The sequence below is a fragment of the Pseudomonas sp. SWRI154 genome, assembly GCF_014268645.1.
In the GTDB taxonomy this organism is placed as follows: Bacteria; Pseudomonadota; Gammaproteobacteria; order Pseudomonadales; family Pseudomonadaceae; genus Aquipseudomonas; species Aquipseudomonas marvdashtae.
Window position 1 is genome coordinate 23,950 of record NZ_JABWQW010000033.1, and the last position, 17,496, is coordinate 41,445.

Below are 17,496 nucleotides of genomic sequence, written 5' to 3' on the forward strand. Positions count from 1 at the left end.
GCGTCGCAATTTCCTTGTGTGGCGTGAAAAGACTCGCGCATTATCGCCTGCCCGGTCGATTTAGCTATGCTGGGGCTCATTTTGTGAGGCAACCAACCCGAAGGACCCGGATCAAAGTCCATGGCGATACCGCGAGGATCGTGCGATCTTTCTGCGTGGACGTTTTTTTCAAGATGCCGCTCGTCGTGTGTACGGCATCGTTTTCAAGGAAAGCTGAATGACTCAAAGACATGTAATCAACGCCTCGGTAAGCCCCAAGGGCAGCCTGGAGACTTTGTCCCAGCGCGAAGTCCAGCAACTGAGCGAAGCCGGTTCCGGCAGCATCTATGATCTTTTCCGCCAGTGCGCCCTGGCCATCCTCAATACCGGCGCCCATGTCGATAACGCCAAGACCATCCTGGAAGCCTACAAGGACTTCGAGATCCGTATTCACCAGCAGGACCGGGGCGTGCGCCTGGAGCTGCTGAACGCGCCGGCCGACGCGTTCGTCGACGGCGAGATGATTGCCAGCACCCGTGAAATGCTCTTCAGCGCCCTGCGCGACATCGTCTACACCGAGAACGAACTGGACAGCCAGCGCATCGACCTCAGCTCGTCCCAGGGCATCAGCGACTACGTGTTCCACCTGCTGCGCAATGCCCGCACCCTGCGCCCAGGCGTCGAGCCAAAGATCGTCGTGTGCTGGGGCGGTCACTCGATCAATACCGAAGAATACAAATACACCAAGAAGGTCGGCCACGAACTCGGCCTGCGCAGCCTGGACATCTGCACCGGTTGCGGACCGGGCGTAATGAAAGGCCCTATGAAAGGCGCCACCATTGCCCACGCCAAGCAGCGCATCCAGGGCGGCCGCTATCTGGGCCTGACGGAGCCGGGCATCATTGCCGCCGAAGCGCCAAACCCGATCGTCAACGAGCTGGTGATCCTGCCGGACATCGAGAAGCGCCTCGAAGCCTTCGTGCGCGTCGGCCACGGCATCATCATCTTCCCGGGCGGCGCCGGCACCGCGGAGGAGTTCCTGTACTTGCTGGGCATCCTCATGCACCCGGCCAACCAGGACCTGCCCTTCCCGGTCGTGCTCACCGGACCGAAAAGCGCCGCGCCGTACCTGGACCAACTGCACGCGTTCGTCGGTGCAACCTTGGGCGAGGCCGCGCAGAAGCACTACCAGATCATCATCGACGATCCGGCCGAAGTGGCGCGGCAGATGACCCAGGGTCTCAAGGAAGTGAAGCAGTTCCGCCGCGAGCGCAACGACGCCTTCCACTTCAACTGGCTGCTGAAGATCGACGAAGGCTTCCAGCGCCCGTTCGACCCGACTCACGCCAACATGGCCAGCCTGGGCCTGAGCCGCGACCTTGCGCCCCACGAATTGGCCGCCAACCTGCGCCGGGCGTTTTCCGGAATCGTCGCCGGTAACGTGAAGGACAAAGGTATCCGCCTGATCGAAGAGCATGGGCCGTACGAGATCCACGGCGACCCGGCGATCATGGAACCCCTCGATCGCCTGCTCCAGGCGTTCGTCGCCCAGCATCGGATGAAATTGCCGGGCGGCGCGGAATATGTACCGTGCTATCGCGTGGTGAGCTGACCTGAGTCACGAAGCAAGCCTGTGGGTGCAAACGCCCACAGGTTCTAGCGGAGTGTTGAAAGACGCATCGATCCCTCCTCATCAACTTCGACGCCAATGCCCTGGTAGTCCGCGATCTGGGAATGTAGCGTCACCACCGGGTGCGTATGCGTGGCGGTGACCACCATCACGTCCGCCCCCGCCGCCTCGCCGGCCTTGATGCCGGCTTCGGCATCCTCGAACACCAAGCATTGCTGCGCGGTCACCTGCAAGCGCTGCGCCGCCAATAAATAACAGCTGGGGTTCGGCTTGCCGGCGCTCACGTCTTCAGCGGTCACCATCACGTCGGGCCGTGCAATCCCGGCCGCTTCCATGCGGCGCAAGGCCAATGCCATGGGCGCCGAGGTGACAATCGCCCATTGCGTCGGCGGCAGGCGCTTGAGGAAGGCCAATGCACCGGGCACTTCGACCACCCCATCCACGTCCTCGATTTCTTCCCGGGTGAGCTGCTCGGCCTCGGCCTGGGCGTCCACACCTGGCAGACACTGGCGGGCGACGGTATCGACGGCGCGCACGCCATGGATCGTCGGCAGGAATTTCGCCACGTCCAAGCCGTGGCGCAGGGCCCAGCGCGTCCAGATCCGCTCGGTGGCGGCGATGGAATTGAGCAGCGTGCCGTCCATATCGAAGAGGAAGGCGCGGTAGCTGGCGGATGGAAGTTCTACAGACATCGAAATCCCCGTGAATGACAAGATCAACGGCGGGCACTGTAACACCCGCTAAACCCACCCAAGGTATCTAGACCAAACGCTCGATCCGCTGATGCTGCCAGACCCGTTTGTAGTACAGCGTCTGCAACAACAGCATGCTCAGGTACGCCACTGGAAACGCCATCCACACCCCTTGCAGGCCGAAGTGTGCGTCCAGCAGGTAGGCTGCTGGCACTTGCACGCCGAGGATGCAAAAAATCGAGATCGCCACCGGTACCAGCACCGTGCCGCTGGCGCGCATGATGCCGCCGATGATTGCCTGGAAGCCGAACACCAGCAAGCTCCAGAGCATGATATGCAACAAGTGTTCAGCCTGGACTCGCGCCGCCGGATAGGTGATGAACAGCCCCAGCAGCCAATGGGACATCAGGTACCCGAGCAGCACCAGCCCACCCGTCAGCCAGACATTGATCAACAACCCGGTACGCAGGATCGGCCCCAGCCGTTCCAGACGCCCGGCGCCAATGGCCTGGGCGCCAAGGATCGAGGCGGTGATGGCAATCGACAGCGCCGGGAACTGCACGTAATTGACGATCTGTGTCACCGCGCCGTAGGCCGCCGTGGCCTGGGAGCCGTGGGAGTTGACCAACGCCAGGATCACCAGCTCCGACAGCGAAATCACCACCATCTGCAGCCCCGTCGGCAAACCGATGCGCAGCACTTTGCCGAGGATTACCCGGTCCAGGCGCATCGCCGCGAACAGCGCACGGTCCGGCGCCAGGGCATGCTTGCGGCGGTTCAGCCGCCACACGAGCATGCCCATGGCCGTCGCGGTGCCCACCAACCCGGCCCACGCGGCGCTCTGGATGCCCATCTGCGGCAATCCCAGCCAGCCGCGAATCAGCGCTGGCGTCAGCATCAGTCCGACGCTGGTGGACACCAGCAACGCCAGCAGCGGCGACAGGGTATCGCTCACACCGCGCAGCAGCTGGGTGAAGAGCACGAACACCAACAGCATCGGCAGAATCCACATCATTACGCGCGCATAGGAAATGGCATCTTCGAGCACATCGTCCGGCGTCCCCAGTCCTTGCAAGGCCTCACGGGCGAAGACACTGCCAAGGACTGCCGCCACCAACCCGATGATCGCCCCCAGCAACAGCGTCGAACCGGCAATCGCTTTCACCGTGCCGGTCTCGCCAGCGCCGTAGGCCTGGCCGATCAACACCCCCGCGCCAGCGCCCAGGCCGATCACCAGGGCGATAAAGAAAAACACGATGGGGAACATGCCCGACACCGAGGCCAGCGCCTGCGTGCCAAGCATCTGGCCGATGTAGATGCTGTTGAACGTGCCGGACATCGACTGCAGGAAATTGGACAGGACCATGGGGGCCAGGAACAACAGGTAGGTTTTCCAGAGCGGCTGGGCAGGCATGAGGGCTCGTTGGCAGGTTCGGAATCCGATGCGGGGTAATTTAGCTCAATCTCCGGATATCGTTTCAGTGAATGTCCGCTTTTGTGGCGAGGGAGCTTGCTCCCGCTGGGGCACGTAGCGGCCCCCATCCTGATTTAGTCATACCATGAAATTTTGGGACTGCTGCGCAGTCCAGCGGGAGCAAGCTCCCTCGCCACAGGGTCTGCGTGGACCTGGCTTTCTCGACATTTCTCCGATTTCGTCTATGCTTAGATAGCAATGTGCCATTATTTTTTCCGAAACCGGACGACTGGTACTCAAGACCAAGTCGGCATTGCAGATAACCAGTTATTCGCAAATATCCTCTGGCAACACTGTTCAAGGACCGAACCATGACGTCGTATTCCCACGACCACTCCCTCGCCCAAACCCCGCCGCGCATCGTCTGGCACGCCGTTATCGTGGCCGTTGCCGCGAGCGTCGGCGTGCTGGCAGTCAATGACACGAGCGCGCAGAACATCGGTTTGAGCGTCGTGCTCCTGGTCCTTGGCGTGGCTGTCGGTGTCTTGGCCGCGCGGTCGCAACGGCTTGAGCTTGACGAGGCAGTCGTCGTCGCCATCGCCCGTCGCGAGCAGGAGACCGCCGACCATGGCGCCCATAAAGCCACCGCGCAACTCAACGAAGTGATCCTCGGCGCGATGCCGATCTGGGCCAAGCAAGTTGAAAGTTCGCGCCAGCAAACCGAAACCGCGATCGTCTCGCTGACCAGCCGCTTCATTGGCATTTCTTCGCGTCTGGAAGAGACCGTGCAAGCCTCTGAATTGGCCGCCGGCGAGTTGACCGGCAACAGCAGCGGTGGTGCCGTACAAGTCCTGGCGCAAAGCGAAGGCGAACTGGTCAAGGTTATCGACTCGTTGAAATCGACCCAGGCCAGCCGCGATGAAACCCTGGCCCAGGTGCGCAACCTGACCGCTTACACCGGCGAGCTGCGGACCATGGCCGCCGATGTCGCGGCGATTGCCGCCCAGACCAACCTGCTGGCCCTCAACGCCGCCATCGAAGCGGCCCGGGCCGGCGAAGCCGGACGCGGTTTTGCCGTGGTGGCCGACGCTGTGCGCGCCCTGTCGAGCAAATCCAGCGAGACCGGCCAACAGATGTCGGCCAAGGTCGACGTGATCAATACCGCCATCACCCAACTGGTGCAGGCCGCGTCCAGCGGCGCGGACCAGGACAGTCAGTCCGTGGTCGTGTCCGAAGGCAGCATCCAACGCGTGCTCGAGCGTTTCAAAAGCGTCACCGGGCGCCTCGCCGATTCGGCCGACATGCTGCAGCGCGAAAGCTTCGGCATTCGCGACGAGCTCACCGAAGTGCTGGTCAACCTGCAATTCCAGGATCGGGTCAGCCAGATCCTCAGCCACGTGCGCGACAACATCGAGGACCTGCACGTGCACATTCAGCAGGCCAGCCAGTCGCCCGAACAGGCTGTCTCCATCGACGCCGGCCAATGGCTGGCGCGCATGGAAACCACTTATGCCACTGACGAGCAACGCCGCAACCACCACGGCGACTCGGCAGCGCAACAAGCTTCACAGGAAATAACCTTCTTTTAGGAGAGCCCCTCATGGCTAAAAATGTATTGGTTGTCGACGACTCCGCGAGCGTTCGGCAGGTGGTCGGCATCGCGTTGAAAAGTGCCGGCTACGACGTCATCGAGGCGAGCGATGGCAAGGACGCGCTAGGCAAGCTCAACGGCCAGAAAGTGCACCTGATCATCAGCGACGTGAACATGCCGAACATGGACGGCATCACCTTCGTCAAGGAGGTCAAGAAGCTGGCCAGCTACAAGTTCACGCCGATCATCATGCTTACCACCGAATCCCAGGAATCGAAAAAGCAAGAGGGTCAGGCCGCAGGCGCCAAGGCCTGGGTGGTCAAGCCGTTCCAACCGGCGCAGATGCTGGCGGCGGTATCCAAGCTGATTCTTCCTTGATGGTCGGAGGCTTCAATGCCGCTGCTGTACGAAATAGACGATGACACTGCGCAGGTGCAGATCGACGGCGAACTGACGATCTACACCGCCGCCGACCTCGCCGCGCAATGGCTGCCGCGACTGGGGGCAACGCCGCGAATGGCGGTGGACCTGTCGCAGGTCACCGAGATGGACGGCGCCGGCTTGCAACTGCTGCTGATGGTCCAGCGCGAAGCCCCCAAGGCCGGTACCGAACTGACGGTGACCGGCCAAAGCAAGGCTGTCACGGAAACACTCGCCCTGTGCAACCTGGTTGCCTAGAGGCCCTGCACTACGTCGGACACGACAAAGGATATGAGCGTGAGCATCAATCTCGATCAGGCACAACAAACCTTCATCGTCGAGGCCCGGGAACAATTGCAGGCGATGGAAGAGTCGCTGCTGCAATTGGAGAACGACCCCGCCGACGATGACGCCATCGGCGCGATCTTCCGGGCGGCCCACACGATCAAGGGTTCGGCAGGGCTGTTCGGCCTGGAGCCGATCGTCAGCTTCACCCACATCGTCGAAGACGTGCTCGATCGCCTGCGCGAAGGCAGCGTCACCGTGGACCCGGGCCTGATCGCGGTGCTGCTCAAATCCGGCGATCATATGCTTGAGCTGATCGACGTGGTCGCCAACCAGGGCTCGACGTTGCAGGCCCCTGCCCAGGCCCGGGAAATCGAGTTGTGCCAGATGCTGCAGGAATACCAGTCGCCCACGGTCGCGGCCGAACCGCCTGCGCCACAGGAAACCGAAACGGGCGAATCATCCGAGGCGAGCCGCTGGCACATCTCCCTGCGCTTCGGCCAGGAGGTGTTCCGCAATGGCATGGACCCGTTGTCATTCCTGCGCTATCTGCAGACCCTCGGCGACATCGTCCACATCACCACACTGACTGACGCGATGCCGACGGTCGAAGCCTGGGATGCCGAGTCGTGCTACCTGGGTTTTGATATCGAGTTTCGCTCGGCGGCCGGTCATGCCGCGATCAACGAAGTCTTCGATTTCGTGCGGGAAGATTGCCTGATCGACATCGTTGCCGCGCAAGACATCGAGCCCGAAGCCAACACGGGCCTGGTCGCCAGCGCCCAGGCGCAGGTCGACGAAAGCACCGCGATGGTCACCACGGGCGAGCTGATGCCGGATCAACGCAAGACCCCACGCATGCCTGCCCAGGTCTCGCCTGACAAACAAGCCGTCACCAGCGACAGCAAAGGCAAAGATGGGACTTATGTAAGAGTCAACGCCGACAAACTCGACGAACTGATCAACCTGGTTGGCGAGCTGGTCATCGCCAGCGCCGGCGCCAGCCTGCTGGCCCGCACCTGCCAGAACGACCCGTTGCAGGAAGCCACCTCGTCGGTGTCCGGGCTGGTGGAAGAAATCCTCGACGGCGCCTTGCGCCTGCGCATGATCCCGATCGGCGAAACCTTCAACCGCTTTCGCCGGGTGGTGCGCGATGTCAGCCAGGAATTGGGCAAGGACATCGACCTGATCATCAGCGGCGCGGAAACCGAGCTGGACAAGACCGTGGTGGAAAAAATCGGCGACCCGCTCATGCACTTGCTGCGCAACGCGATGGACCACGGCATCGAAACTGCCGAGGCGCGGCGGGCGGCCGGCAAACCGGCCAAGGGGCATCTGCACCTCAACGCCTATCACGACTCGGGCAGCATCGTGCTGGAAATCGCCGACGACGGCGCCGGCCTGAACCGCGACCGCATCCTGGAAAAAGCCCAGGAGCGCGGACTGATTGCGCCGGGCGCGAGCCTGACCGACCAGGAAATCTACAACCTGATTTTCGAGCCCGGCTTCTCCACCGCCCAGGCCGTGACCAACCTGTCCGGACGTGGCGTAGGCATGGACGTGGTCAAGCGCAACATCACCCTGCTGCGCGGCACGGTCGACTTGGACAGCCAGCCCGGCAAGGGCACCGTGGTGCGCATCCGCCTGCCGCTGACCCTGGCGATCATCAATGGTTTTCTGGTCGGCATCGGCCAGTCCACCTATGTGATTCCGCTGGACATGGTCCAGGAATGCATCGAGCTGAGCGAAGACGATGGCCTGGCCAGTCGCGAACAAGGCTACCTCGACCTGCGCGGCGAAGTGCTGCCGCTGGTGTACCTGCGCGATCACTTCCACCACGAAGGCCCGGCTTCACGTCGGCAGAACGTGGTGGTGGTGCGCTACGCCGAACTCAAGGCCGGGCTGGTGGTGGATGACTTGCTGGGGGAATTCCAGACCGTGATCAAGCCTTTGGGCAAGCTGTTCGGCGCCCTGCGCGGCATCAGCGGCTCGACCATCCTGGGCAGCGGCGCCGTGGCGTTGATCCTCGACGTACCCGCCCTGCTCACCCAGATCGCCCAAACCGAAATTCGCTACACCCCAACTCAATTACAACAAGCCAACGCTCGCTGACGCTTCAACACTCCATGGAGAGGTATTCCCCAATGAAATGGTTCTACAACCTTAGAATCGCCACCAAACTGATCACCTCGTTCCTTGTGGTGTTGGCGCTGACCGCCGTCATGGGCGTGTTTTCGATCATTCAGCTGGGCCAGGTGAACGGCACCACCACCGAGATCCGCGAAAACTGGATGCCATCCATGCGCGCCGCATCGGGGATGCGCTTCTACGCAGCGAGCTTTCGCCTGAAGGAAAACCGCCATATCGCGGCCGACTCCGAGCAGGAACGAGCCACCCTGGAACAGGAAGCCGAAGAGGCCAGGAAAGCCTTCGAAACCCGTCTTGGCACTTATGAAAAACTGTTGTCCAGCGGCGAAGATCGCCAACTGTTCGACACCACGCGCAACGATTGGGCTGCTTACCTGGTGGTCAGCAAGGATCTGTTCGCGCTGTCGCGGCAGAACCAGACAGAGCAAGCCATGGCGCTGCTCAAAGGCGAGTCCAAGCGTCAGTTCGACCTGGTGACGAACGACCTGCAAAAACTGGTCGAGCTCAACGACGCCGGCGCCGGCGCCGCCAGCGAGCACGGCACCGCGCTGTATGAAAAAGCGCGCCTGTCGATCATCGCCGTGCTGGCTGCTGCCCTACTGGTGGGCCTGGGCCTGGCGCTGTTCATCTCGCGGATCATTTCCCGCCCGTTGAAGCAGGCCGCCGCCGTTGCCGAGCAACTGGCCGAAGGCAACCTGAACGCGAAAATCGAAGCCGGTTCCAAGGACGAAACCGGCATGGTGCTCAGCGCCATGCAGAACATGGTCGGCAAGCTGTCGCACATCATCGGTGAAGTGCGCAACGCGGCGGATAACCTCGCCAGCGCCTCCGAAGAAGTCAGCGCCACCGCACAGTCGATGAGCCAGGCCACCAGCGAACAGGCGGCCAGCGTCGAGGAAACCAGTGCGTCCATTGAGCAGATGAGCGCCAGCATCAACCAGAACACCGAGAACGCCAAGGTGACCGACGGCATGGCCAGCAAGGCTGCCAAGGAAGCCACCGACGGCGGTGAATCGGTGCAGCAGACCGTGGTGGCGATGAAAAAAATTGCCCAGCGCATCAGCATCATCGACGACATCGCCTACCAGACCAACCTGCTGGCGCTCAACGCCGCCATCGAAGCCGCCCGCGCCGGCGAACACGGCAAAGGCTTCGCGGTGGTCGCCGCCGAAGTGCGCAAACTGGCTGAGCGCAGCCAGGTTGCCGCCCAGGAAATCGGCGAACTGTCGTCCAGCAGCGTCGACATGGCCGAGAAAGCCGGGAACCTGCTCAACGAAATGGTCCCGTCCATCAACAAGACTTCGGACCTGGTGCAGGAAATCAGCGCCGCCTCTGAAGAACAGGCCGCTGGCGTGGCGCAGATCAACACCGCCATGACCCAGCTCAACCAGGTGACCCAGCAGAACGCTTCCAGCAGCGAAGAGCTGGCCGCCACCGCCGAAGAGATGAGCAGCCAGGCCGAGCAACTGCAACAGGCCATGAGCTTCTTCACCTTGGACACGCCGGCCAAGTCTGCCATGCAGGTCGCCAGGGTCGATAACACGCCGGGGCCATCCAGCCGTAAACCGGCGCGGGCACCGGCACCGGTGATGCCCAAGGCGTTTGCCTACAACATGGCCAGCGCGCCGGACGAATCGGAATTCACCCGGTTCTGATGGCCCGGTCCCACAGGCTTGCTTAAAGGAGAAAAGGCAATGGGCGCCATCGCGACCACACGTCAAACCGTCAGCGCGGTCGAGGAAGAAGCGCAGTACCTGACGTTCATGCTCGGCACTGAGATGTTCGCCATCGGCATCCTGTGCATCAAGGAAATCATCGAGTACGGCAACCTCACCGTGGTGCCGATGATGCCGACCTTCGTGCGCGGGGTGATCAACCTGCGCGGCGCGGTCGTGCCGGTGGTGGATCTGTCGGCGCGTTTCGGCCGACCGAATTCCGCCATCAGCCGGCGCAGTTGCGTGGTGATCATCGAGGCCGCCAGCGCCGACGGACAGGCCCAGGACATCGGTCTGTTGGTGGACACGGTGTCGGCGGTGCTGGAAATCCCGGCTTCGCAGATCGAGCCGCCACCGAGTTTCGGCGCGAAGATCCGCGCCGACTTCATCAGCGGCATGGCCAAGGTCGATGGCAAGTTCGTCATCGTGCTGGAGGTAGACCGGGTGCTGTCCATCGACGAGATGTCCGAACTCGCCCAAGCCAGCCCTGCCGCGTTGGAAGCGCCGGCCTCATGAGTACAGCCACTTGCAAGGAACGCACGGTGCATTCAATGGCGCTCACCGACCGGGAGTTCGGCCAGTTCCAATCCTGGCTGTACCAGGCCGCCGGTATCAACCTGTCGCCGGCCAAGAAAGCCTTGGTGGCCGGGCGACTGTTCAAGCGCCTCAAGCACTATGAACTGGACAGCTACGGCGAATATTTCAAGCTGATCATGAGCGGCCAGCGCAGCGACGAATTGCAGGTGGCGCTGGACCTGCTCACGACCAACGAAACCTATTTTTTCCGCGAACCCAAACACTTCGATTTCCTCCGCGACCAAGTGCTGCCCCATGCGACACCGGGCAAGACCTTTCGCCTGTGGAGTGCGGCCAGCTCCTCTGGCGAGGAACCCTACAGCCTCGCCATGACCCTGGCCGAAAGCCTGGGCACCACGCCCTGGGAAGTCATCGGCTCGGACATCAGCACCCAAGTGCTGGCCAAGGCCCGTTCCGGGCACTATCCGATGGAGCGCGCCCGCAACCTGCCCCATCAATTGCTGGTGAAATACTGCCTCAAGGGCACCGGCCGCCAACAAGGCACGATGCTCATCGACCGGGCGTTGCGCAACCGGGTCAACTTCATCCAGGTCAACCTCAACGACACCTTGCCGGAGCTGGGAGAATTCGACGTGATTTTCCTGCGCAACGTGATGATCTATTTCGATCAGCCAACCAAAAGCAAAGTGGTCGCCCGGCTGATTCCTCGGCTCAAGTCCGGCGGATATTTCATCGTCAGCCATTCGGAAAGCCTCAACGGCGTGTCCGATGCGTTGAAGCTGGTCGCCCCTTCGATTTATCGCAAGCCATGAGCGCCGTGATGAAGGAGGTGGCCGAGGTCTATCTCGGGCCGGGTGAGTTTCGCTTCGCGACCTGCCCAACCCGGCTGCGCACGATTCTCGGATCCTGCGTGGCAATCACGCTCTGGCATCCGCAGCGCAAGATCGGCGGCATGTGCCACTTCATGTTGCCCAGCCGCGTGCGTTGCTCCACGGCGCTGAACGGGATGTACGCCGACGAAGCCATCGAATTGTTCATTCGCCAGGCACGGGCCCATCACACCAAGCCCGAGGAATATCAGCTCAAGCTGTTCGGCGGCGGCGAGATGTTCCCTGAGCTGCAACGCCACGTGGCATTCGGCGACGTGGCGCGGTCGAACGTCAACGCGGCGCTGGAAATGGCTGCGCTGTATCGCCTGGACCTGATCGCCCAGGACATGGGCAGCACCGGTCATCGCAGCATCATTTTCGACCTCTGCACGGGCGACGTCTGGGTCAGGCACCAACCGATAAGGACCCTGCATTAACCATGTCAGGCAAAAAGATAAATGTATTGCTGGTGGATGATTCCGCCGTGGTCCGCCAGGTGTTGCTGGCGATCCTCAGCGACACGCCGGACATCAACGTCATCGGCGCGGCCTCCGATCCGATATTCGCCATGGATAAACTGGCAAAGGAATGGCCCGACGTGATTGTGCTGGACGTGGAAATGCCGCGCATGGACGGCATCACCTTCCTGAAGAAAATCATGAGCGAGCGGCCCACGCCGGTGGTGATCTGCTCATCATTGACGCCCAAGGGCGCGGAAACCACGTTGCAAGCCATGGCCGCGGGCGCGGTGGAAATCATCACCAAGCCCACCAGCGGCCTGAAGAATTTCTTGTTGGAGTCGGCGCCGGAACTGGTGTCCGCCATCCGCGCCGCCGCTCAGGTCAACGTCCGCAACCTGGGCAAGCGCCCTGCCCCGGCCCCGCTGACGCCGGCGACCAAACTCACCGCCGACGCGATGCTGCCCGCCGCCAATGGCCACGCCATGGCCCAGACCACCGAACGCATCGTCGCCATGGGCACCTCCACAGGCGGCACCCAGGCGCTGGAAGCGGTGCTGACCGCCCTGCCCCGCGTGAGCCCTGGCATCGTCATCGTCCAGCACATGCCGGAGAAATTCACCGCGTCGTTCGCCGCCCGGCTCAATAGCCTGTGCCAGATCGAAGTGCGCGAAGCGAAAAACAACGATCGCATCCACCCGGGCCTGGCCCTCATCGCCCCCGGCGGCAAGCACATGATGGTGACTCGCAGCGGCGCGTTCTACCACGTGCAAGTGGTGGACGGCCCGCTGGTCAACCGACATCGCCCTTCGGTAGACGTGCTGTTTCGCTCGGTGGCCAAGTTCGCCGGCCGCAACGCCACCGGCATCATCATGACCGGCATGGGCGACGACGGCGCCCGCGGCCTCAAGGAAATGCTCGACGCCGGTAGCGCCACCGTGGCCCAAGACGAAGCCAGTTGCGTGGTGTTCGGCATGCCCAAGGAAGCCATCAAGCTCAACGCCGCGCAGCGGGTGATGCCGTTGCAGGAGATCGCGCAGGTGATATTACATCGCTGATCGACGCGTAACCCGTGGCCAGGGAGCTTGCTCCCTCGCCACAAAGGCTCTTCTACACTGGTGAAATGGTCGCCAACATACCAATCAGCAACGTCAACGCCAGGAAACCACCCAAAAAAATCGCCATCTTCGCCATGAGCTTTCTCCCCCAGAGTCATTGCGCCGTGACCGAATTGTGGAGTGGGAACTGATACCGTTACAGATGCACCTGCCGCCAAAAAATGCGGATCAGCGCATAAACCCAATGACCCGAGAAACCAGGAATGGACAAGTACGCCATGATCCCCGCTATCATGCCGCACGCCCATCCGACGGGCGTGCTGCAAGCCACCCTAAAGGACTCAGGTATGACCCTTCTGCCGTCACGCACCACCCTCTTCTTCTCCGGTATTTTGCTCAGTTCCGTATGCCTGGCCGAAGGCGAGCCGGCAGAAAGCGTTATCAAGGACTCGACCAAATCCGCGGTCTCGTCATTCATCACCGCCGGCAAGAACCTCTTGGGCGGCGTCAGCGAAGGCGTGCTCGATGGTCGCGAATCAGTCCAGGGCACCGACGGCGCAGCGATTATCTCTTCGGATGAGCAGATGAAAGATCGCATCAACGTTGAAGTGCTGAAGCTGGAGCCCAGCGATGAAAACGTCACCATCACCCTCGGTTTCAAGAACAGCACCGACACACAACTGCGCCTGATCAACCTCGGGCAAACCGGTGCGCTGCTGGCCATCGACCAAGCCGGTTACGCCAACCGACTCACCGGGCTGGACAACGCTGACGAAGTTACCGTCCCACCGAAGACCGCCGTGCGACAGAAGTTCGTGTTTGAAGGCATGAACGAGGCGATCAGTTCCGTGCGGGTTTGGGGGAAGGATTATTCGGTGAAAAAGTAATCCGTAGCAGGGCTCGTTACCCCGTCAGAACATGCCTAGTCTTTACCTGACCAATCGAGTATCCAAGCCAAACCGCTCTTGGGAAATCAGCTTGAATTGGTCCGTCGCCAAATCGCAGCTCACCAGCAAATTCCAGGAATGACGGGTTACCGCCGAAGGAATCAGCACGAAGGGAAAGTTCGCCAGCAACTCGTCGGCAAACAGTTGCTGGTTCGGCGAAGGTTGAGTCGGGGCGAGCCAATTAGGATTTGGCACGTCTTCGGCATGAACCACCTTGATCAGTGCCGGATCCAGCACCTCAAAGCAGGTCAGCAGATGGGGCACCTTGTCCAGCGCGTCGAACCCCAGATGCGCCGCGACCTCCAAAATAGCAGTGGAAGGATCGGCCGAGGCGTAGATCACCCGACGGCCGGGAGGATTCCAGCGCCCGCCGGATCGTTGCGCACCGACGCCACTGTCCCATGTCTCCTTGTAGACCTCGCGATCAAGACGCCATGCATGCCACTTGCCCTCCCAGGGCAAGGGACTCATTGATAAACCCCATGCTCAATACGGCTCAGGTAATCCTCCACGACCTGAAAGCCCAGCGAGTTGTCGATCAATTCCAAGGGTACATGGCCATCCAGATACCTGCAGGGCTTCTCCAGCCAGTCCTCAGCCAATGTTTGGCTGCCAAATACCTCAGTGGCATGTTCCAAGGCTTGGGCATATTGAAACGCAACGGTACTTTGTTGGCGGTTCAGCCGTACCGGTTGCGCCTCTTTCGCCAAGCGCTGTACGGTCCTGACAGACTTGCCTGTGATGCGCTCAAGGAGACCATGCTCCATGTACAGCTTTGATCCGGAGAGCATCTCCCTGACATCGCTCAAATAAAAACCTTCCTGGGTGTAACGAATAATCAGCAGGCGTTCATCCCCTTTGCGCCCTTGCAACAACACCTGGGTCGGCTTTTCAACGGTCTTCTCGCGGTGCATCGCCGCCGTTTTCCCGGTAGGTCTGACGGTGGCCCCCTCTGCCTGCTTAGCTGCAACGGTCATCATGCTAGCCTCCTTACGACATTTGACGTAAGCATAGCGCCAAATGTCGTCAGGGCAACAATTGAATTTATCAGGCCCGGCTTCCTGGCTTCCCGGCATCAATCAATCCTCATCCAATAGAACGGGGCTGCGCTTGCTGTATTGCATGCACAACAGATAGCACCAGATCCTAGGGGCAGTATTTCCGAAGGCCAACCCTAAAAAGTCGTCAGAGATTTCGTTCATTCACTCCATAAGCATCCATCTTCTGTAGGAAACACACCAAACCCGTGGCGAGGGAGCTTGCTTCCGCTGGGCTGCGCAGCAGCCCCTTGCACCCTCTGTATCCACGACACAGAGCAATACAAACACCCCGCTAAATGACATATCCCAGATACACGGCAAGGGCCAAATGGCCCCGTCCGAACAGGCCTGTCCCGCTTGCTTCGTCCCGACGCGCTCAACGCATCGCCGGGTCGCAAGCAGCGTGACAACCGCCACGGCACGCCCCGCGCAACGTTGCCTTGGGGCACACCCCTTCTTATCTGGAGAACTGTCATGACCCGTACAAAAAACTCGAACGCCGCTCGCTTCGCCCTCGCCGCACTCGCCCTGTCCGGCGGCTTGAGCCTGGCCCAATCCGCCTTCGCGGTGGACGCCCTGCCCCAGGGTTATCAGCTGGCTTCGGCGGAAAAAACCTCTGAAGGCAAATGCGGTGAAGGTAAATGCGGTGCTGCCGAATCGGGCAAAAAAGTCACCGACGCGGAAGGCAAGTGCGGCGAAGGCAAATGCGGCGCCGACGAATCCGGCAAAAAAGTCACCGCGGCGGAAGGCAAGTGCGGCGAAGGCAAATGCGGCGACGCGTCCTTTGCCCGTACCGACACCGACGACGATGCGCGCGTGTCGCTGAAAGAATTCCTCACCGTCGCGCCGACCCAGCAAGCCGAGTTCGAGAAGATGGACACCAACCACGACGGCTACCTGTCGGAGGCGGAAACCTACAAATACCGGACTGGCCAATACACCGCCAACGGCAAGAAAGTGCCCACCGAGCTGTTCATCCACATGAGCAAAGCCAAGGAGTAAATCCTTCGCTCCCGCCCTCCCGGTGGATCACACCGGGAGGCATTGGTTATTCCTGGAGAACAGCGATGAGCACTTTCACCTCACCCAACGGCGCCGGGCTCGGCCTGCGTCGCGCCATGCTTGGCGATCTGCTGGAAATGGCCCCGGGCGCCGTGGGCTTCCTCGAATGCGCCCCGGATAACTGGATCGGCGTCGGCGGCGTCTACGCCGAGCAATTGGACCAACTGGCCGCACGGCACCCCATCACCTGCCACGGCCTGTCGCTGTCCCTCGGCGGCCCGCAACCACTCGACCTCGAGCTGCTGCGCGGCACCCGGCGCTTTCTCGATCGCTACGCCGTGGCGATCTACAGCGAGCACCTGAGCTACTGCTCCGACAGCGGCCACCTCTACGACCTCTTGCCGATCCCCTTCACCGAAGAAGCCGTCCACCACGTCGCCGCCCGCATACGCCTGACCCAGGACATACTCGGCCAGCGCATCGCCGTGGAAAACATTTCCTACTACGCCGCGCCCTTTCAGGCCATGAGCGAAATCGACTTCGTCACCGCCGTGCTCGAAGAAGCCGACTGCGACCTGCTGTTGGACGTCAACAACCTCTACGTCAACGCCATCAACCACCGTTACGACGCCCAGAAATTCCTCGCCGCCCTCCCCGCGCAACGCGTCACCTACCTGCACGTCGCCGGCCATTACGACGAAGCCGACGACCTGAAAATCGACACCCACGGCGCGGCGGTCAAGCAAGACGTCTGGAGCCTCCTATACCAGACCTACCAACGATTCGGACCAGTGCCGACACTGCTGGAACGCGACTTCAACTTTCCGCCGTTGGCTGAATTGCTGGCCGAAATCCAGCAGATCAAACACCTGCAACAACTCACCTGCCCGGTAACACCGGAGGCCCGCCATGCCTGAACAATTGCTGGAACAACTCAACTGCATGGCCAGCTTCGTCCGCAACCCCCACAACCCGCCCCCGCCAGGGCTCGAAGCCCGACGCCTGGCCATCTACCGCCGATTGTTCATCGGCAGCATCGAATCACTGCTGGCGGCCAGCTTCCCGGTCATCCACCGAACCCTACCGCGCACAGACTGGCAACGGCTGGTCCACGACTTCTACGCCAACCACCGCAGCCAGACGCCCCTGTTCACACAGCTCGCCGGCGAATTCGTCACCTACCTTGAACAACACCCGGACCTGCATGACTTCCCCGCCTGGCTGCCCGAACTCGCGCAACACGAATGGAGCGAAAGCGCCCTGCTGCTGAGCGATGCCGTGGAACCGTCATACAATCCCCTCGGCGACTTGATCGACGGCGTGCCCGTGGTGTCCGGATTGGCTTGGGTGCAGGCGTATGAATGGCCGGTGTGTGACATCGGGCCGGATTACCAACCCACCGAAAAGCCTGCGGCTCCGACGTTGGTCCTGCTCCAGCGACGCGCCGGGCAAGTGATATTTTCGCGCCTTGCGCCGATGGCTTATGCGTTGTTGGTTTCGCTGATGGATAACCGACGCAGCGGACGGGAACATCTGGTGGCGCTGGCTGATACGGCTGGGTTGACGGTGCAGGAGTTGATGCCGGTGGGGGTGGCGGCGCTTGAGGGGTTCAAGGTGCAGGGGATTGTGTTGGGGACGCGTTGGGGTGAGTTGTGATGATTCCTACGCGACTCTCGGAAATGGTCACCTGTTCGGGGGGAGTGCTTGAACC

General features: G+C 61.5%; 18 protein-coding genes. 14 read left to right on the forward strand and 4 right to left on the reverse strand.

Annotation, left to right across the window (positions count from 1 at the left end; all coding sequences use genetic code 11):
• Window positions 1-217: 217 nt before the first annotated feature.
• Window positions 218-1,591, forward strand: a complete 1,374-nt coding sequence (ppnN, locus tag HU806_RS22975; RefSeq protein ID WP_186614680.1) for a nucleotide 5'-monophosphate nucleosidase PpnN — start codon at window positions 218-220, stop codon at window positions 1,589-1,591.
• A 44-nt stretch (window positions 1,592-1,635) separates the two neighbouring features.
• Here ppnN and HU806_RS22980 read toward each other — a convergent pair whose 3' ends face one another.
• Window positions 1,636-2,301 (reverse strand): HAD family hydrolase, encoded by a 666-nt coding sequence (locus HU806_RS22980; protein ID WP_186614682.1) that lies wholly within the window; start codon window positions 2,299-2,301, stop codon window positions 1,636-1,638.
• Between the two features lie 67 nt (window positions 2,302-2,368).
• Window positions 2,369-3,715 carry an MATE family efflux transporter gene (locus HU806_RS22985; protein ID WP_186614684.1) on the reverse strand — a complete coding sequence of 449 codons (1,347 nt, stop codon included), beginning with the start codon at window positions 3,713-3,715 and terminating at the stop codon, window positions 2,369-2,371.
• 677 nt (window positions 3,716-4,392) lie between these two features.
• Here HU806_RS22985 and HU806_RS22990 point away from each other — a divergent pair.
• The 10 genes from HU806_RS22990 (at window position 4,393) to HU806_RS23035 (ending at window position 13,683) form a co-directional block, all read left to right on the forward strand.
• A complete protein-coding gene (locus HU806_RS22990) occupies window positions 4,393-5,304 on the forward strand; it encodes a methyl-accepting chemotaxis protein (protein ID WP_527251166.1) in 912 nt (303 codons plus the stop codon).
• Between the two features lie 11 nt (window positions 5,305-5,315).
• Window positions 5,316-5,684, forward strand: coding sequence for a response regulator (locus HU806_RS22995; RefSeq protein ID WP_003180343.1), 369 nt, complete (start codon window positions 5,316-5,318; stop codon window positions 5,682-5,684).
• Between the two features lie 15 nt (window positions 5,685-5,699).
• Complete coding sequence (locus HU806_RS23000) at window positions 5,700-5,984, forward strand: STAS domain-containing protein (protein WP_186614688.1); 285 nt, start codon at window positions 5,700-5,702, stop codon at window positions 5,982-5,984.
• 39 nt (window positions 5,985-6,023) lie between these two features.
• Complete coding sequence (locus tag HU806_RS23005; RefSeq protein WP_186614690.1) at window positions 6,024-8,123, forward strand: chemotaxis protein CheW; 2,100 nt, start codon at window positions 6,024-6,026, stop codon at window positions 8,121-8,123.
• 32 nt (window positions 8,124-8,155) lie between these two features.
• Window positions 8,156-9,814: a methyl-accepting chemotaxis protein gene (locus HU806_RS23010; protein WP_186614692.1), complete on the forward strand. Its 1,659-nt coding sequence runs from the start codon at window positions 8,156-8,158 to the stop codon at window positions 9,812-9,814.
• 39 nt (window positions 9,815-9,853) lie between these two features.
• Window positions 9,854-10,390: a chemotaxis protein CheW gene (locus HU806_RS23015; protein ID WP_186614694.1), complete on the forward strand. Its 537-nt coding sequence runs from the start codon at window positions 9,854-9,856 to the stop codon at window positions 10,388-10,390.
• Window positions 10,387-11,223: a CheR family methyltransferase gene (locus tag HU806_RS23020; RefSeq protein ID WP_186614696.1), complete on the forward strand. Its 837-nt coding sequence runs from the start codon at window positions 10,387-10,389 to the stop codon at window positions 11,221-11,223. Before HU806_RS23015 ends, HU806_RS23020 begins: the two co-directional genes overlap by 4 nt.
• Window positions 11,220-11,717: a chemoreceptor glutamine deamidase CheD gene (cheD, locus tag HU806_RS23025; RefSeq protein ID WP_186614697.1), complete on the forward strand. Its 498-nt coding sequence runs from the start codon at window positions 11,220-11,222 to the stop codon at window positions 11,715-11,717. The genes HU806_RS23020 and cheD overlap by 4 nt, the downstream gene beginning before the upstream one ends.
• 2 nt (window positions 11,718-11,719) lie before the next feature.
• Window positions 11,720-12,796: a protein-glutamate methylesterase/protein-glutamine glutaminase gene (gene cheB, locus HU806_RS23030; protein WP_186614698.1), complete on the forward strand. Its 1,077-nt coding sequence runs from the start codon at window positions 11,720-11,722 to the stop codon at window positions 12,794-12,796.
• Between the two features lie 347 nt (window positions 12,797-13,143).
• Window positions 13,144-13,683 carry a hypothetical protein gene (locus HU806_RS23035; protein ID WP_186614700.1) on the forward strand — a complete coding sequence of 180 codons (540 nt, stop codon included), beginning with the start codon at window positions 13,144-13,146 and terminating at the stop codon, window positions 13,681-13,683.
• Between the two features lie 42 nt (window positions 13,684-13,725).
• On the opposite strand, the gene HU806_RS23040 is transcribed toward HU806_RS23035, so the two are convergent.
• On the reverse strand, window positions 13,726-14,214 hold the full coding sequence (locus HU806_RS23040; protein WP_186614702.1) for an RES family NAD+ phosphorylase: 489 nt from the start codon (window positions 14,212-14,214) through the stop codon (window positions 13,726-13,728).
• Window positions 14,211-14,657, reverse strand: a complete 447-nt coding sequence (locus HU806_RS23045; RefSeq protein ID WP_186614756.1) for an Xre family toxin-antitoxin system antitoxin — start codon at window positions 14,655-14,657, stop codon at window positions 14,211-14,213. Before HU806_RS23045 ends, HU806_RS23040 begins: the two co-directional genes overlap by 4 nt.
• 600 nt (window positions 14,658-15,257) lie before the next feature.
• Between HU806_RS23045 and HU806_RS23050 the strand changes: the two genes are divergently transcribed.
• The 3 genes from HU806_RS23050 to HU806_RS23060 all read left to right on the forward strand — a co-directional run bounded on the left by HU806_RS23050 (window position 15,258) and on the right by HU806_RS23060 (window position 17,441).
• Window positions 15,258-15,785, forward strand: coding sequence for an HvfA family oxazolone/thioamide-modified RiPP metallophore (locus HU806_RS23050; protein ID WP_186614704.1), 528 nt, complete (start codon window positions 15,258-15,260; stop codon window positions 15,783-15,785).
• 65 nt (window positions 15,786-15,850) lie between these two features.
• Entirely contained in the window at window positions 15,851-16,702 is an 852-nt protein-coding gene (locus HU806_RS23055; protein WP_186614706.1) for an HvfB family MNIO-type RiPP peptide maturase, read from the forward strand.
• The gene (locus HU806_RS23060) at window positions 16,695-17,441 is read left to right on the forward strand and encodes an HvfC family RiPP maturation protein (protein ID WP_186614708.1); all 747 of its coding nucleotides are present in this window, start codon (window positions 16,695-16,697) and stop codon (window positions 17,439-17,441) included. Before HU806_RS23055 ends, HU806_RS23060 begins: the two co-directional genes overlap by 8 nt.
• Window positions 17,442-17,496: the final 55 nt, after the last annotated feature.

Coding starts and splice junctions, on each gene's coding strand:
- HU806_RS23035 (WP_186614700.1), top strand. CDS start 13,144: ATGACCCTTCTGCCGTCACGCACCACCCTCTTCTTCTCCGGTATTTTG.
- HU806_RS22995 (WP_003180343.1), top strand. CDS start 5,316: ATGGCTAAAAATGTATTGGTTGTCGACGACTCCGCGAGCGTTCGGCAG.
- HU806_RS22985 (WP_186614684.1), bottom strand. CDS start 3,715: ATGCCTGCCCAGCCGCTCTGGAAAACCTACCTGTTGTTCCTGGCCCCC.
- HU806_RS22990 (WP_527251166.1), top strand. CDS start 4,393: ATGCCGATCTGGGCCAAGCAAGTTGAAAGTTCGCGCCAGCAAACCGAA.
- HU806_RS23055 (WP_186614706.1), top strand. CDS start 15,851: ATGAGCACTTTCACCTCACCCAACGGCGCCGGGCTCGGCCTGCGTCGC.
- ppnN (WP_186614680.1), top strand. CDS start 218: ATGACTCAAAGACATGTAATCAACGCCTCGGTAAGCCCCAAGGGCAGC.
- HU806_RS23015 (WP_186614694.1), top strand. CDS start 9,854: ATGGGCGCCATCGCGACCACACGTCAAACCGTCAGCGCGGTCGAGGAA.
- HU806_RS23020 (WP_186614696.1), top strand. CDS start 10,387: ATGAGTACAGCCACTTGCAAGGAACGCACGGTGCATTCAATGGCGCTC.
- HU806_RS23010 (WP_186614692.1), top strand. CDS start 8,156: ATGAAATGGTTCTACAACCTTAGAATCGCCACCAAACTGATCACCTCG.
- HU806_RS22980 (WP_186614682.1), bottom strand. CDS start 2,301: ATGTCTGTAGAACTTCCATCCGCCAGCTACCGCGCCTTCCTCTTCGAT.
- HU806_RS23060 (WP_186614708.1), top strand. CDS start 16,695: ATGCCTGAACAATTGCTGGAACAACTCAACTGCATGGCCAGCTTCGTC.
- HU806_RS23045 (WP_186614756.1), bottom strand. CDS start 14,657: ATGCACCGCGAGAAGACCGTTGAAAAGCCGACCCAGGTGTTGTTGCAA.
- HU806_RS23000 (WP_186614688.1), top strand. CDS start 5,700: ATGCCGCTGCTGTACGAAATAGACGATGACACTGCGCAGGTGCAGATC.
- HU806_RS23040 (WP_186614702.1), bottom strand. CDS start 14,214: ATGAGTCCCTTGCCCTGGGAGGGCAAGTGGCATGCATGGCGTCTTGAT.
- cheB (WP_186614698.1), top strand. CDS start 11,720: ATGTCAGGCAAAAAGATAAATGTATTGCTGGTGGATGATTCCGCCGTG.
- HU806_RS23050 (WP_186614704.1), top strand. CDS start 15,258: ATGACCCGTACAAAAAACTCGAACGCCGCTCGCTTCGCCCTCGCCGCA.
- cheD (WP_186614697.1), top strand. CDS start 11,220: ATGAGCGCCGTGATGAAGGAGGTGGCCGAGGTCTATCTCGGGCCGGGT.